The sequence below is a fragment of the Pedobacter yulinensis genome (assembly GCF_003029735.1).
Taxonomy (GTDB): domain Bacteria; phylum Bacteroidota; class Bacteroidia; order Sphingobacteriales; family Sphingobacteriaceae; genus Pedobacter; species Pedobacter yulinensis.
This window is the reverse complement of record NZ_KZ686269.1, coordinates 1,070,389-1,084,730: the sequence shown is the minus strand read 5'-3', so window position 1 is coordinate 1,084,730 and position 14,342 is coordinate 1,070,389. Positions and strand designations below refer to the sequence as shown.

The 14,342-nt window shown below is 48.4% G+C and carries 12 protein-coding genes; 6 read left to right on the top strand and 6 right to left on the bottom strand.

Annotated elements, in window-relative coordinates; all coding sequences use genetic code 11:
- Nucleotides 1–38: 38 nt before the first annotated feature.
- Entirely contained in the window at nt 39–1,232 is a 1,194-nt protein-coding gene (locus C7T94_RS12175; RefSeq protein WP_204353271.1) for a pyridoxal phosphate-dependent aminotransferase, read from the bottom strand.
- Between the two features lie 110 nt (nt 1,233–1,342).
- Between C7T94_RS12175 and C7T94_RS12170 the strand changes: the two genes are divergently transcribed.
- From C7T94_RS12170 to C7T94_RS12155, 4 genes are read left to right on the top strand one after another with little or no spacing between them, the layout of a single operon-like run.
- Nucleotides 1,343–2,329, top strand: a complete 987-nt coding sequence (locus C7T94_RS12170) for a cation diffusion facilitator family transporter (RefSeq protein WP_107215586.1) — start codon at nt 1,343–1,345, stop codon at nt 2,327–2,329.
- Nucleotides 2,316–2,777, top strand: coding sequence for an NUDIX domain-containing protein (locus C7T94_RS12165; protein WP_107215585.1), 462 nt, complete (start codon nt 2,316–2,318; stop codon nt 2,775–2,777). The genes C7T94_RS12170 and C7T94_RS12165 overlap by 14 nt, the downstream gene beginning before the upstream one ends.
- Nucleotides 2,758–4,023, top strand: coding sequence for an adenosylmethionine--8-amino-7-oxononanoate transaminase (bioA, locus tag C7T94_RS12160; protein WP_107215584.1), 1,266 nt, complete (start codon nt 2,758–2,760; stop codon nt 4,021–4,023). Before C7T94_RS12165 ends, bioA begins: the two co-directional genes overlap by 20 nt.
- A 1-nt stretch (nt 4,024) precedes the next feature.
- Entirely contained in the window at nt 4,025–4,648 is a 624-nt protein-coding gene (locus C7T94_RS12155; protein ID WP_107215583.1) for a hypothetical protein, read from the top strand.
- Here C7T94_RS12155 and pdeM read toward each other — a convergent pair.
- Genes pdeM through C7T94_RS12135 form a run of 4 tightly spaced genes read right to left on the bottom strand, consistent with a single transcriptional unit; the run spans nt 4,645 to nt 10,546 of the window.
- Nucleotides 4,645–5,283, bottom strand: a complete 639-nt coding sequence (gene pdeM / locus C7T94_RS12150; RefSeq protein ID WP_107215582.1) for a ligase-associated DNA damage response endonuclease PdeM — start codon at nt 5,281–5,283, stop codon at nt 4,645–4,647. The two genes, C7T94_RS12155 and pdeM, sit on opposite strands and share 4 nt — an antisense overlap.
- Nucleotides 5,274–7,757, bottom strand: a complete 2,484-nt coding sequence (locus tag C7T94_RS12145) for a ligase-associated DNA damage response DEXH box helicase (RefSeq protein ID WP_107215581.1) — start codon at nt 7,755–7,757, stop codon at nt 5,274–5,276. Before C7T94_RS12145 ends, pdeM begins: the two co-directional genes overlap by 10 nt.
- Nucleotides 7,758–7,814: 57 nt before the next feature.
- Nucleotides 7,815–9,449, bottom strand: a complete 1,635-nt coding sequence (locus C7T94_RS12140) for an ATP-dependent DNA ligase (protein WP_107215580.1) — start codon at nt 9,447–9,449, stop codon at nt 7,815–7,817.
- Nucleotides 9,446–10,546, bottom strand: a complete 1,101-nt coding sequence (locus C7T94_RS12135; protein ID WP_317046918.1) for a ligase-associated DNA damage response exonuclease — start codon at nt 10,544–10,546, stop codon at nt 9,446–9,448. Before C7T94_RS12135 ends, C7T94_RS12140 begins: the two co-directional genes overlap by 4 nt.
- 131 nt (nt 10,547–10,677) lie before the next feature.
- Here C7T94_RS12135 and C7T94_RS12130 point away from each other — a divergent pair, with 131 nt between their 5' ends.
- Together C7T94_RS12130 and C7T94_RS12125 are read left to right on the top strand one after the other, a co-directional pair.
- Nucleotides 10,678–11,283, top strand: a complete 606-nt coding sequence (locus C7T94_RS12130) for a transcriptional regulator (protein WP_107215579.1) — start codon at nt 10,678–10,680, stop codon at nt 11,281–11,283.
- A gap of 35 nt (nt 11,284–11,318) precedes the next feature.
- Nucleotides 11,319–12,038, top strand: a complete 720-nt coding sequence (locus C7T94_RS12125) for a DUF3307 domain-containing protein (protein ID WP_107215578.1) — start codon at nt 11,319–11,321, stop codon at nt 12,036–12,038.
- A 44-nt stretch (nt 12,039–12,082) separates the two neighbouring features.
- Here C7T94_RS12125 and C7T94_RS12120 read toward each other — a convergent pair whose 3' ends face one another.
- A complete protein-coding gene (locus C7T94_RS12120; RefSeq protein WP_107215577.1) occupies nt 12,083–14,248 on the bottom strand; it encodes a S9 family peptidase in 2,166 nt (721 codons plus the stop codon).
- Nucleotides 14,249–14,342: the final 94 nt, after the last annotated feature.

The window sequence follows — 14,342 nt, the reverse complement described above, 5'->3', positions numbered from 1 at the left end:
TGTTGCTGGCGGGGGATTTTAATATGTAAAGCTGTTTGTTAATTCAACTTGGCCAAGGCTGCTTCAATCTGCTTCATGGCCTTTATGAGTTGCTCTTCAGCAGCTGCGTAAGAGATCCGGATACAATCGGCATTACCAAAGGCTTCGCCGGTAACCGTCGAAACGTGCGCTTCGTTGAGCAGGTAAAGGCTCAGGTCTTCGGCCGAGTAAATGGTTAAACCATTGTAGCTTTTTCCAAAATAACTTTTTACCTCCGGGAAGAAATAAAACGCTCCTTCAGGCAAATTTACCTGGATACCGGGAATTTCTTTCAGTAAACCGTAAACCAGGTCCCGGCGCTTTTTAAATTCTGTACGCATATCTTCCACGCTGTTCAATCCTGCATTGTAGGCAGCCAGCGCAGCGCGCTGTGAAATCGAGGAGGTTCCGGACGTGATCTGGCCCTGCAGTTTGTCGCAGGCTTTCGCGATTTCTCTCGAAGACACCGAATAACCGACCCGCCAGCCGGTCATGGCGTAGGCTTTTGAGAAACCGTTGATGATGATGACACGGTCTTTCACACTGTCGAATGATGCGATGGAGGTATGACCTTCACCAAAATTGATGTGCTCGTATATTTCGTCAGATATGATGAAAATATTAGGGTGTTTTTCAAATACCCTGACCAGCCCCTCGAGCTCGTCTTTTGAGTATACTGAACCTGTTGGGTTACAGGGCGAAGAGAACATGAAAAGTTTGGTTTTCGGCGTGATCGCCGCCTCAAGTTCCTCAGGGGTTATTTTAAAATTGTTTTCTACAGTAGCGTTAATGAAAACCGACTCGCCCTCGGCCAGTTTGATCATCTCAGAATATGATACCCAATAAGGGGTAGGTACGATCACCTCATCACCCGGGTTGACCAGGCACATAACGACATTGGCCAGGCTTTGTTTTGCGCCTGTTGAAACCACAATATCATCTGCTTCGTAATCAAGCCCGTTCTCGTCCTTCAGCTTCTTTACAATAGCTTTCCGCAGGTCAGGATAGCCTGATACGGGCGTGTAGTAAGAGAAGTTGTCATCGATCGCCTTTTTTGCAGCTTCCTTTACATCCTCAGGAGTGAAAAAGTCAGGTTCGCCAAAACTAAGGTTGATCACATCGATCCCTTTGGCAGACAGCTCACGGCCAAGTTTTGCCATTTTGATCGTTTGCGATTCAGACAGGTTGTTGATTCTTTTAGATAAATACGTCATGGTCAATTCGTTTGGCGCAAATATAGGAACCAAATATTATTCTGCGCCAAAAAAGCGGCAATTTCACTAAGTAATTTCTGTTATTACTGTATTTTTGGCAAAAAAAAGGCATGACGAAGAGAAAGAAGGCAATCGTGATTTCTTTGTGTATCAGCGTCCTGCTTATGCTGGCCAAGTTTACGGCGTTTTTCATCAGCGGCTCGAATGCCATTTTAACTGATGCTGCCGAAAGTATTGTTAACGTCATTGCAAGCAGTTTTGCGTTTTACAGCGTTTATCTGAGCACACGTCCGCGCGATGAGAACCACCCTTATGGCCATGGAAAGGTCGAGTTCTTTTCGGCCTTTGTAGAGGGGACACTCATCCTCATTGCCGGTATCATCATTATCGGAAAATCCATTTATAGTATCCTCAGCCCGGAGCCCCTGCAGCAGCTCTTTGAGGGTACGCTGATCATCGCCATCGCGGGATTAATTAACTTGGTAACAGGTCTTTTCCTGATCCGCACCGGGCGTCAGGAAAATTCGATGGCCCTGGTGGCCGATGGCAGGCATCTCCTGACCGATACGTATACCAGCGCTGCGCTCGTTGTGGGCTTGGTACTGATGCTGCTGACCGACCTGTACTGGCTGGACAGCCTGTTGTCTGTCGCAGCCGGCTTATACATTGTCTTTACTGGATATAAACTGACACGCGAGTCTGTCGGTGGTCTGATGGACGAAAGTGATCTGAAACTTGTTTCGGCCGTTGTCGATATCCTGCAGGATCACCGCGCTGATGCCTGGATCGATGTCCATAACCTGAGAACCCAACAATACGGGCCCGAACTGCATATAGATTGCCATGTAACCCTGCCTTATTATTATGATCTGACTCGGGTACACAAAGAAATTTCTGATATTGACGATCTGATCAACGAAAAGAAACTGCGCGAAACGGAGTTGTTTATACACGCTGATCCGTGTCTGCCCCAGTGTTGCCACTATTGCCGCATGAAAGATTGCCCGGTCAGACAGGAACCGCAGTCAAAAGACTTTACCTGGACCATCGAGAATACCACCCGCAACAAAAAACATTTCGAAAATGAGCTACTTTAACGTACGGGTTTATGGCCTGCTTGTGAACGACCGGCAGGAGGTGCTGGTTAGCGATGAGGAAGAGTTTGGTTTTCGCTTCAGCAAGTTTCCGGGCGGGGGCCTCGAACTGGGCGAAGGCCTGATTGATGGGCTGAAACGTGAGTTTATGGAAGAATGCAATGCAGAGATCGATGTTTTGCGGCATTTTTACACCACTGATTTTTACGAGAAGTCGTCTTTCAATGACAGCCAGGTGATCAGCGTTTATTACCTGGTGAAAGAGCGGGCACCCTTGCGCCTTCATTTCAAGGAACAGGTGTTTGATTTTGATGCCGATGGCGATATCCGTCAGGCATTCAGATGGGTGGGCATCGCGCAACTTGACCCTGCCGATATAACGTTCAAAACCGACAAAACCGCAGTAACACTACTTAAAGAACATTACACAAATGACATTAGCCGAACGTGACAGAAAGGTGGTCTGGCATCCATATACCCAAATGAAAAATGCCTTGCCGGCCATCGGTATTACGCATGCCGCCGGCCCTTACCTGTATGCAGAGCATGGTAAACGGTATATAGATGCCGTATCGTCCTGGTGGGTCAATATTCACGGGCACTCACATCCGTACATTGCAGAAAAGGTATCCGCGCAACTAAAGAGCCTGGAGCATGTGATTTTTGCCGGATTTACCCATGAGCCCGCGGTCGAACTGGCCGAGCGGCTGCTGCCACTGCTGCCAGGGCAGCAGGACAAAGTATTTTATAGCGATAACGGATCGACGGCGGTTGAGGTTGCGTTGAAGATGTGCATACAGTTCTGGGGAAATGCCGGCAAGCCACGGAGAAAGATCCTCGCATTCAGAAACGCCTACCATGGCGATACTTTCGGCGCCATGTCTGTAAGCGGAAGAAGCATATTTACCGATGCTTTCGCGCCCTACCTGTTTGATGTCGAATTTATCGATCTGCCCACCGCTGATAATATAGCGGCTTTGAAGGCACATATTACCTCGCTTGGCGAAGAACTTGCCTGTTTTATTTTTGAGCCACTGGTACTCGGCTCGGGCGGGATGCTGATGTACCAGGCAGCATTGCTGGACGAACTGCTTGAGTGCTGCCGCCAGCAGGAGGTGCTGTTGATTGCTGATGAAGTTATGACAGGTTTTGGCCGTACCGGCCGGTCTTTCGCTACCGGTTATCTTGACCAGGCGCCCGATATTTTTTGCCTCAGCAAAGGACTTACAGGCGGTACCATGCCGCTGGGCATTACGACCTGCACAGACCGGATTTACGAAGCATTTTTTAGCGACGACAAACTTAAGACGCTTTACCACGGACACTCTTTTACAGCCAATCCGATAGCCTGTACCGCGGCCCTGGCGAGTCTTGACCTGTTTGTTGAGCCGGAAACACAGCTGAACCTGTACCGGATCAGCAGGCAGCATGCCGCATTTGCCGCCAAACTCAGCGGACATACCCGGCTCAGAGACATCAGGCAGACTGGAACCATACTTGCCCTGGAATGGGAAACAGGTTTAGATACCTCGTACCTGAGCGGCCTGCGCGACAGGCTTTATACCTGGTTTCTGGAACGCGGCATTTTGATGAGGCCCCTGGGAAATATCATTTACCTGATGCCGCCTTATATCATTGCTGATGAAGATTTAGCCTATATTTACACACAAATTGAACAGGCACTTGCCGAAATCTGATATGGAATTTACACAAGTTTTAGATAAAATAGTAAAAGACAACTTTTTGCATGCCAAGTGGTTAAATACGTTATCATTCATGGAAAATGCAGGTGCACGGAAAATCTCTGCCTCAGAAAGTAAGGACCAGGTTAACATCATTGTGCTTAAGCATGCTGCTGAAGAACACCGCCACGCATACTATTTAAAAAAACAAATTGCCAAAGTAGATCCGCTGGCTTGCAAGACTTATAAAAACGATGAATTGCTCACGCCCCGGTCTACGCGCTTTTACCTGCATGCGCTCGATATCGCGGTGTGCCGTTACCTGAAAAAGCAATTTGCTTTATCAGGTGAAGACCTGAAATTCGCGGCTTATTTATTCGTGACCTACGCGATCGAAGTACGCGCTGATGAACTATACCCGGTTTACCAGTCAGTATTGGACCAGCACAGCAGCAAGGTAAATGTTAAATCCATTATTCTCGAAGAAGAGGGACATCTTGAAGAAATGATCAGTCAGCTTGAAACCTTCAGTCCGGAGTGGAAAGCGCATGCGGCACATGTTGTTGAGATAGAAACAGCACTGTTTAACCAGTGGGTTCAGGAGCTTGGTAAAACCATGCAGCCTGAGCCAGTGAACTAGACGGCGACCACTTTACCGGGAGTAATGGCATAGGAGCGGTCTCCGGCCGACTGTCTGATCGTGCTCAGGCCCGTAAAAAGGCTGAAAGCCGGTAATACGGCAAAGTCTTTCCCGAAGTAATAGCAAGGAAACCGAAGTTTTTGCCGTGCTTTTCCCTGTAGGGTGATACCTGGATGGATATGTCCGCTAATCGGGTACAATTCTTCTTCCGTGCATTTTGGCGCATCATGAATAAAACAAAATGGCCCGAGGCAGAAAGAAGGACTGTGCAGTTCAATACCAAGCGCAGCATAGTCGGCATCGCTTAGCAGATCATGATTACCCTTTACAAGAATAAGGCGCAACGCCGAATGCTGCTTACGCCAGTCGGCGAAATGCGCAATGTCACTGTTCAGGCTGTGGTGAAACATATCGCCTGTTACCAGCAGGCAATCAGGCTGATAACGTTCCAGTAAAAATGACAGTCTTGAAAGGTCATTGATGCCGATTGTTGCAGGGACAGGAACACCGGCACGCCTGAAATGCGCCGATTTTCCGAGGTGAAGATCACTCAATACCAGGAAGCCGTGATCAGGCAGGTAGATTGCACGCTCTTCATCCAGAATAATTCTCTCTCCCTTGCAATTTATTTCCATTCGTCTTCCTTTTGCGCTTCGGCAGTCATTCGTACCACGCGTTGTTCGAGCTCTTCAGAACTCATGTTTTCCCGGAGACTGTCTACTTTGATCGGGAAAGATAGCGGTGTGAACGACTGCGGTTCGGTTATTACGATGCGGCTGTCCTGGATGCGGTGTAGGGCGGCAGCAAGCCGCGGTTCCTCCAGCTGATCGTAGAACACTTCGTCATAAGCCTGGCGCAAAAGTAAGTTATGTTTATCGTAGTCTGCAAAAACATTAAAAAATAAACCCGCTGAAGACTGCAGATGCCGGTTTGCCACATGTTTACCGGGATAACCCTGAAAGACCAACCCTGAAATACACGCAATGTCCCGAAATTTACGTCTGGCCATTTCAGTCGAGTTGATGCTGAGTGTGATGTCTTCAGAAAGGTTTTTGGGCGAAAATACATCATAGGCAATGCCTTCATCGAACGGGATCTCCTGGTCGCTGAGCAACTCGAAGCCATAGTCGTTCATTGCGATCGAAAAACTGATTGGCAACAGCCGGCTCAGCCTGAATGCGACCAGTGCCGCGAGCACTTCGTGAACGAGGCGGCCTTCGAAAGGGTAGGCGAACAAATGAAAGCCTTCTTTATTGCTGATCAGCTCGATCAGCAATTCATCATTCTTGGGTACGTGCGATGTGCGTTGCTGGCGCAGAAAAAGCGGGTATATGAACCTGAGTTCGGGGTCAGGATGGTTTTCCTGCAGGGCTTCGTTGTATTTCTTGCGCAAAACGGAACCGAGGTTTGATGACAAGGGCAGCCGGCCTCCGTTCCAGCTGGGGCTGATTGCTTTCTTTTTTTTACTGCGTCGAACAAGAACGGTCATGTCTTTAACCTGCGCAAGTTCAAGGATGCGGCCGGCGAGCGTAAAACTGTCGCCGGGCTTAAGTTTAGAAATGAAGGTTTCTTCGACCATACCGATGTAGCCGCCGCTGATAAACTTTACTTTCAGCATGGCATCGCTCACAATGGTCCCAATGTGCAGGCGGTGCCGCATGGCGGTCATTCGGCTGGTCACTTTCCAACGGCCGTCTGTGTCGCGAATTACCTTTTTAAATTCCTCATAGGCACCAAGCGTGTCGCCGCCCGAGGTGATAAATTGCATGATCCAGTTCCATTCCTCGGGCAGGATGTCTCTGAAGGCATGTGTTCCCTGAACCTCGGCAAATGTTTCGGCATCGTCAAAGCCATCGCCTACAGCCAGGGTAACCAGGTATTGAGTCAGCGTATCGAATGACAGGATAACGGGTTCACGGGGTTCTATATTTTGATTCCTGGCCGCTTCTTTTATGGCTGCGGCTTCAACCAGTTCGAGCGCATGGGTTGGCATAAAATAAATGACAGACGTTTCGAAAGGGGAGTGGCCGCTCCTGCCGGCACGCTGTAAGAACCTGGCAACACCTTTCGGCGAACCCACCTGAACAACGGTATCAACGGGCTTAAAATCGACGCCAAGGTCGAGGGAGGAGGTGCAGATAACGGCTTTTAATGCTCCCGAGTGCAGGGCATCTTCGATCCAACCACGAAGTTCATTATCTATAGAGCCATGATGCACGGCCAGCAGGCCTGCCAGGTCTGGATCTACCTGCAACATGCGCTGGTACCACATCTCTGCCTGTCCACGGGTATTGGTAAAAATAAGGGTTGTGCGGCTTTTGTTAATGATCGGCACCAATTTCTCGGCCATATTGAGGCCAAGATGCCCGGCCCATGGCAGGGTTTCCAGGTTATCGGGAAGTATGGAGTGTATTTCGATTTTCTTTTCCAGCTCAGCTCTGACAATGGTCCTGGGCTTCTTCGGGTCCGGCACCAAAACTTCCAGTGCCTGCTCGATATTGCCAATGGTGGCCGATATGCCCCAAACCCGCGCCTCAGGCAGATTTAGCTTTCTTTTCATGCCGTTGATGCGGCTAATGGCCAGTTCCACAAGCACACCACGTTTGGAGCCGAGCAACTCGTGCCATTCATCTGCAACGATACATTGCAGACCTTCGAAGATTTCCGAACTTCCTTTCTGAGCCAGCAACAGATGCATGCTTTCGGGCGTAATGATCAGGATTTCGGGCATGGAGCGTTTTTGCCGGGCCTTTTCAGCGGTCGTCGTATCGCCGTTGCGGATACCAACCTCCCAGTTCATCTCGAGTTCCAGGAGGCTCTCGATCATTGCCCGGCCAATGTCTTTGCCAAGCGCGCGAAGCGGTGTAATCCAGATCAGCTTGAGCCGGTTTTTGCTGGTTTGCCTGGGAAGTTCTTTCAGGCCAAAGGATTCAATCAGCGGAGCGAGGAACAGTGAGAAGGTTTTTCCGAAGCCTGTGGGGGCATTAACCAATCCATTAAACCCCTGAAGATACTTTTCCCAGGCCCGTTCCTGGAAGGGGAAGGGCTTTCGTTTTGCAGAACGAAGCCAGGACTTGATCTTTTTATAACCCGGGTGGTTGCTGAGCATGTATTTGTTGCGGGGTGAAAGGAATCGTAAAATTAATGCAATAGAGCCAAACAGGTTCTATTCCGCACGCTTTTTTGCCTCGTCGCCGGCTTTTGTCAAGGCCTGGCTTGACAAGAGCAGTTGGCGAAGGTCGTCGAGCGTATTAATTTCTGCCGCGGTTTTATCTTTGCGCCAGCGTAAAATACGCGGAAATCGGAGTGCAAGCCCTGCTTTGTGTCTTTTGCTTTCTGCAATACCTTCAAAAGCAATTTCGAACACGAGTTCTGGTTTAACCGTACGCACGGGACCAAATTTCTCTATCGCATTTCTTTTTACAAACGCATCTACCTGCCTGATCTCCTGGTCGGTAAGACCCGAATAGGCTTTTGCAATGGTAATCAGATTTTCTCCGTCGCGTACTGCGAAGGTATAATCGGTAAAAAAATTTGCCCTTCGGCCGGCGCCCTTCTGGGCATAAATCATAACGGTATCGACCGTATACGGGTTCACCTTCCATTTCCACCAGTCTCCTCTTTTTCGCCCACTGTGGTACAATGAGTCGAGGTTTTTGAGCATCACGCCTTCGCTGTTGTTGTCGCGGCTTGATTCGCGTACAGTTGCGAGATCTGCCCAGTTATGGTAGGTGATAATCTGCGATGGCACGATGCCTGCAGAAGGAGGTAATTTACTCAGGATCTCTTCGAGTATTTTGCGGCGTTCGCGCAAGGGTTGATCACGAATGTCACGGCCCTCGTGTTCGAGAAGGTCGTAAGCAAAAAAACCGATGGGCGCATCTTCCAGTTGCTTTTTACTGATGGTTTTGCGGTTTAAACGCTGCTGCAACGTACTGAAGGGAAGTACCTGTCCATTCCTTGCGGCGAGGATTTCACCGTCTAGTACGGTCCCATTATCCAGGATCCCGGCCAGCACATGCAGTTCAGGGAATTGATCGGTAATCAGTTCCTCGCCGCGCGACCAGATAAACAATTCATCATTGCGTTTAATGATCTGACCCCTGATTCCATCCCATTTCCATTCGGCCTGCCAGTTCGCTTCCGGACCTAATGTTGCGGGTTCCTGTTCCAGGGCATAAGCAAGACAGAAAGGGTAGGGCCAGGAATTGTCTGTATTTACATGGCTGCCGCCTACAAGGTCTTCGTAAGCAATGGTATATGGGTCCCATTTGCCCATAATGCTGTGCATGATTTTGTTGCTGTCTGCCGCTTCTTTTTTTGCCAGCGAGTTGACAAGGGTTTTTGCTGAAACGCCGATGCGAAAATTGCCTGATATAAGTTTATTGAAAATGAACCGTTCTGCGGTAGCCAGGTGATTCCAGGCGTTCAGGATAAATGTTTTTTTTTCATCTTCCGGTAGTTTTTCAATGGCCTGAAGTTCTGCGATCCATTGGTTTAGCGGCAGTTCGAGCAGGCTTGCTGCCCTCGGAAGAATGAGTGCGATTGTTTCGCTCAGGTCTCCAACGTTATGATAACTTTCATTGAAAAGCCATTCAGGGGTGCCGCTTAATTCGCAAGCCCACATCTTCAGCAAGCTTGAGTTTACGGGTCGTTTGGGTTTTTTACCGGTAAACAGGGCAATGACCCAGACGCGGTCCTGTTCGTCGGCAGACTGAAAATAGTTAACAAGAGCTTCAATCTTATCGTTGGTCTTGTTGCTGGTTTCCAGTTCCTGTATCAGTTGGGCGAAGCGTTTCATGATGGGGTTTCTGTTGTTATAGCGTCTTCATCTTCTTCTGCACCGTACTGCGTTCTTACTTCTTCCGAATAGATGCCTGACTCATTAAGAAAGCGGCTGAATGCTGCGGTAAAGCCGTGCGTTACATATACTGTTTCAGCCCCTGTTTCGCGGATTGCGCTTAACAGGCCGGGCCAGTCTGCATGGTCGCTCAGGGCAAAGCCTGCATCTGCACTTTGCCAGCGGCGGTGCGACCGCACCTGCATCCACCCTGAACAAACACCCGTAACGGGACTGATCAATGTTTTGATCCACCGGCTTGTACGCATCACCGGCGGCACGATCATGATGCCTTGCTGCAGCATATCTTTGGTTGTTTCGGGCGAGATTCTGGTGGCTTCGGGAATGGTTACACCGGCCTGTCTTAAGGCATCATTCAGGTTGGCAATTGAACTGTGTACGTATACGGGGTGCGCTCCCGCCAGGGCATTAAGCAATCTTTGGGCCTTACCCAGACTGTAGGCAACCAGTACAGTGCTTTTACCCTTCGAAATGTTCTCCCGGGCCCATCGCAAGATTTCTGCCATGACAATCTCTTGCGGCTGCCATTTATATACAGGGAGTCCGAAAGTGCTTTCAGTAACGAACGTATGGCATTTTACAGGTTCAAAGGGCGTACTGATGCCGTCGTATTCGGTTTTATAATCACCCGAAACGACACAGATCTCACCTTTATATTCAAGCCTGATCTGTGCCGATCCGATAATGTGGCCGGCAGGATGGAAAGAAATCCGAACGCCATTTCTGGTTATTGATTGCCCATAATCAAGGGTTTCTATCTTAAGGTCTTCGCCTATGCGCCGGTGCAGTATAGGTTTAGTCAGGGTGTGGCACAGGTAATGTGCATTACCGGCTTTTACGTGGTCACTGTGGCCGTGAGTGGTTACTGCATAATCTACAGGACGCCAGGGGTCGATGTAAAAATCACCTTGTTTGCAATATATACCTTTGTTTGTGAAACTGATCAGGCCCATGCTGAATTTAACAAACCACCACTTGTTTAGTTTGAACCTGTAAATTATCGGCTCAAAACCCGATAATTTGAAATATCGGCTCAAAACCCGATAATTTTAAATATCGGCTCAAAACCCGATAATTTTAAATATCGGCTCAAAACCCGATAATTGTAAATATCGGCTAAAAACCCGATAATTGTAAATATCGGTCAAAAGCCCGATATTTATTTGACATGGAAGCAATCATAACAGGAGATGTTATCGGCTCGCGCCAATTGGAAACAACCTGGCTGCAGGTTTTAAAAGCGGCCCTGCGTAGCCAGGCACAAGCCGATAAAAACTGGGAAATTTATCGTGGAGATAGTTTTCAACTCCGTGTGCCGGCAGAAGAGGCGCTACACGCCGCATTTTATATCAAAGCTTGTATGCGTACGCTGAAAAATGGCGATGTGCGTATGGGAATAGGTGTTGGCCAGCCCGGCAACCAGACGGTTAAACTGACAGAAGCCATGGGAGAAGCCTTTGTTCATTCGGGCAAAGCTTTTGATGAACTGGAAGAAAAAAAAATGAGCCTGAATTTCGCCAGTGCCGATACTGCATTTGATAAACATATCAATCTCATGATCAGCCTTGCATTGATCGCAGCAGATAACTGGAGCCCCGTCATGGCAGAAACGGTCAAAGTTGCAATGGAAAACAAAGATCTGGTTCAGGCCGAACTGGCTGTGAAAATGGCTAAATCGCAATCTTCTGTAAGTGAGTCGCTTAAACGCGCTTATTTCCAGGAAATCATGGATCTGGATGCCTATTACCGTGAGGAATTGCAAACCTCGGCCTAGGTATACACCACATGAAGAATTGAATCATCAGCAATATGGAAATCATCCTCATCAAATTACTCCTGGCTCATCTTCTGGGCGATTTTGTTCTGCAACCGAACGCCTGGGTGGCAGACAAGGAGCGTCTTAAACTGGCTTCAGGAAAACTGTACCTGCACGTGGCGCTTCATATCATACTGGCCTTTGTGTTCCTGGCAAACAGCGAAGCATGGACGGCGGCATTACTGATTGGTATTTTCCACTTCGTTATCGATGCTGCAAAGCTTAAATTCCAAAAAGACAACACCAAACGAACCTGGTTTTTTATCGATCAGCTACTTCATCTATTTACGATTGCGGTGGTCAGCTGGCTGTATAGCGGGCAACCCGCTTTCTGGCCTGGTTTTATAGCTGAAACAAAATTATGGGGAATAATTTGCGCCGCACTTTTTTTAACCATGCCTGCTGCTACAATAATTCGGGTCGTCATTGCCCGTTGGATTCCCGAAACACCGTTAAGCGCCTCCGCCGACAGAAAATCATTGCAGGATGCTGGCCGTTTCATCGGAATCCTGGAGCGGCTTCTGATTTATATCTTTGTGTTAACGGGACATTTTGAAGCTGTTGGCTTCCTGCTGGCGGCCAAATCGATTTTCAGATTCGGAGATCTGAAAGAAGCTCAGGATATCAAGTTAACGGAATATGTGCTCATCGGTACCCTCCTTAGTTTCGGAATAGCGACCGTAACGGGATTGCTTGCAGCAGGCCTATCATGAAAATGCCCGGTAAGCAGCGCTTCCGGGCATCAGAACTTTTTCTTCTACCTTGCACCAGGCGGACAGTGCTCCTTTAAAAACCGGGTGTATGTCAGGCTCAGGTGTTTGCCCGTGCCTTCGCCCTCAGAGATACTGTGTGTACGGTTGGGGTAAGCCATCATCTGAAAAGTTTTTCCATGTCTGATCAATTCATTGATCAGCATTTCAGCATTCTGATAATGAACATTATCATCGCCTGTTCCGTGAATGTACAGGAGATTGCCTTTAAGGTTACCAGCATACGTGATCGGCGAACCTTTTACATACGCTTCGGTTGTTTTAAGCGGTGAACCCATATAACGCTCCTGGTAAATATTATCGTAGGTAAGCTGGTTGCCTACCGCAGCAATTGCGATCCCTGTCTGGTAGATATCAGGATATTGGAACAGCAGGTTCAGAGTAGATGAACCGCCGCCACTCCATCCCCAGACCGCCACACGGCCCGCATCAAGATAAGGCCGGCTTGCAAGCAGTTTTTTGGCACCCTGAGCCTGATCACGAATGTTAAGCGTGCCAATCTTCTGGTAAATGCTTTTTCTCCATTCGCGGCCTTTCGGGGCAGGCGCGCCGCGGTTCTCCAGTGAAACATATACATACCCATCGGCCATCATATCGCCCGCATACAAAAAATTCTGACCAGCACCCCAGGTGTCGGTTACAGTCTGTGATGCTGGCTCGCCGTATACATAAAATACCACCGGATATTTTTTTGACGGGTTAAAATCAGCCGGTTTCTGCATCCAGCCGTCAAGCGTAACTCCGTCTTCTGTGGTAACCTGGAAAAACTCCACCTTATTTTTCGGGGGCGTTCTCTTGGCCAGCTGGTTGGTTAAACTTCCATCCATGGTCAAGGGATTTCCTGTGCTGAGGTTCATCCATTCCTGGATTGGCGCTACAGCTGCGCTGCTGAAGGTATGCCGGGCAAACAATCCATTGGGCGAGATATCATAATTATGCGTTCCAGGAAAAATACTTGGTGTAACCTGCTCCAGTTTTCCCTTGCCATCCAGCTTTGTTCTAAACAGGTAACGCTGCGTAGCGTTTGCAGGTGAAGCCAGAAAATAGACATAGTTGTTTTTTTCATCGACCAGTTTCAGTTCGATGATGTCATAGTCGCCTTTTGTGATCAAAGAAGATCTTTTCCCGTCGCTGGTCAGGCGATAAAGGTGTTTCCAGCCATCTTTTTCACTTTGCCAGATGAATTCCTTACCCCCGCTGATCCAATTCCAGCCAGGGGCTGCATCGATCCAGGCTTTGTCTTTCTCACTAAAGATTTGTCGTACGCTGCCATTGGCTGCATTGCCTATGAACAGTTTACTTTCATTCTGCTCCCTGTTCAATTGCTGCAGAATGATGTTATTTGTGCCCGGAATCCATTCCATTCTGGGAATGTAATTCTGTACCTGGTCGCCAGGCACATTTACCCAGGAAGTTTTTGCAGTAGCGATATCCACGATGCCGATTTTACATGCCGAGGGATCCTGGCCAACCTTCGGATACTCGACCGGAATGGTGTAAGAGTAAATCGAATCAATGTTATCGATCATCAGGAAATTTTTAATCTTCGTTGCATCGATTTGCCAGTAAGCGAGAGACCTACCGTCAGGACTCCATCTGAACCCATCCCTGCAGTCAAATTCTTCTTCATAGGCCCAGTCAAACGTTCCGTTGATCAGCCGTTTCGTCCCGTCGAGGGTTAAGGCTTTGGTAATCCCGGTACTCAGGTCATCGACATACAGGTTGTGTTCACTGACATACGCTACCTCGTTTCCCGATGGTGAAAATTTAGCAAACATAAGCGAAGAAGCGGGTTTGTCGCGGCCAATCCGGGCGAGCTTCTGTGTTTTGAGGTCAAGCACCCAATAGTCGCCCCGGGTGTCATACCGCCAGACCTTTTTGCTGTTTGTGTAAATAAGGACTTTTGATCCATCAGCAGAAAATGCGAAGTCGCGGATGTTGATCTGCTTTCCTTCAGCTTTGAGATTGGCAGCAGCAACAAGCACTTTTCGTTCAGTTTTCGGTAAACTGACGGAAACCAGGTTTCCCCGTTCTATGGCATAATAACCATTTCCGTCTTCAGTCCACCTGATTTTTTGTGCCGCGGCCGGAAGAACCATGCAGACACTCAGCACAGCAACAGCGATCAGTTTTTTGGTAACTTTTAAGATCATATAGGAATTTATTCAGTTGAAGCTTACAAAAAAAAGCTTTTTAACCAGCCTTTCAAAAATAAGGAGGTTAAAAAGCTTTCAACTAGCAGATTGC

What these genes read in the sequence shown, in the direction of transcription:
- pdeM (WP_107215582.1), bottom strand. Translation starts at nt 5,283, where the DNA reads ATGGAAATAAATTGCAAGGGAGAGAGAATTATTCTGGATGAAGAGCGT.
- C7T94_RS12175 (WP_204353271.1), bottom strand. Translation starts at nt 1,232, where the DNA reads ATGACGTATTTATCTAAAAGAATCAACAACCTGTCTGAATCGCAAACG.
- C7T94_RS12120 (WP_107215577.1), bottom strand. Translation starts at nt 14,248, where the DNA reads ATGATCTTAAAAGTTACCAAAAAACTGATCGCTGTTGCTGTGCTGAGT.
- C7T94_RS12125 (WP_107215578.1), top strand. Translation starts at nt 11,319, where the DNA reads ATGGAAATCATCCTCATCAAATTACTCCTGGCTCATCTTCTGGGCGAT.
- C7T94_RS12165 (WP_107215585.1), top strand. Translation starts at nt 2,316, where the DNA reads ATGAGCTACTTTAACGTACGGGTTTATGGCCTGCTTGTGAACGACCGG.
- bioA (WP_107215584.1), top strand. Translation starts at nt 2,758, where the DNA reads ATGACATTAGCCGAACGTGACAGAAAGGTGGTCTGGCATCCATATACC.
- C7T94_RS12170 (WP_107215586.1), top strand. Translation starts at nt 1,343, where the DNA reads ATGACGAAGAGAAAGAAGGCAATCGTGATTTCTTTGTGTATCAGCGTC.
- C7T94_RS12140 (WP_107215580.1), bottom strand. Translation starts at nt 9,449, where the DNA reads ATGAAACGCTTCGCCCAACTGATACAGGAACTGGAAACCAGCAACAAG.
- C7T94_RS12155 (WP_107215583.1), top strand. Translation starts at nt 4,025, where the DNA reads ATGGAATTTACACAAGTTTTAGATAAAATAGTAAAAGACAACTTTTTG.
- C7T94_RS12130 (WP_107215579.1), top strand. Translation starts at nt 10,678, where the DNA reads ATGGAAGCAATCATAACAGGAGATGTTATCGGCTCGCGCCAATTGGAA.
- C7T94_RS12145 (WP_107215581.1), bottom strand. Translation starts at nt 7,757, where the DNA reads ATGCTCAGCAACCACCCGGGTTATAAAAAGATCAAGTCCTGGCTTCGT.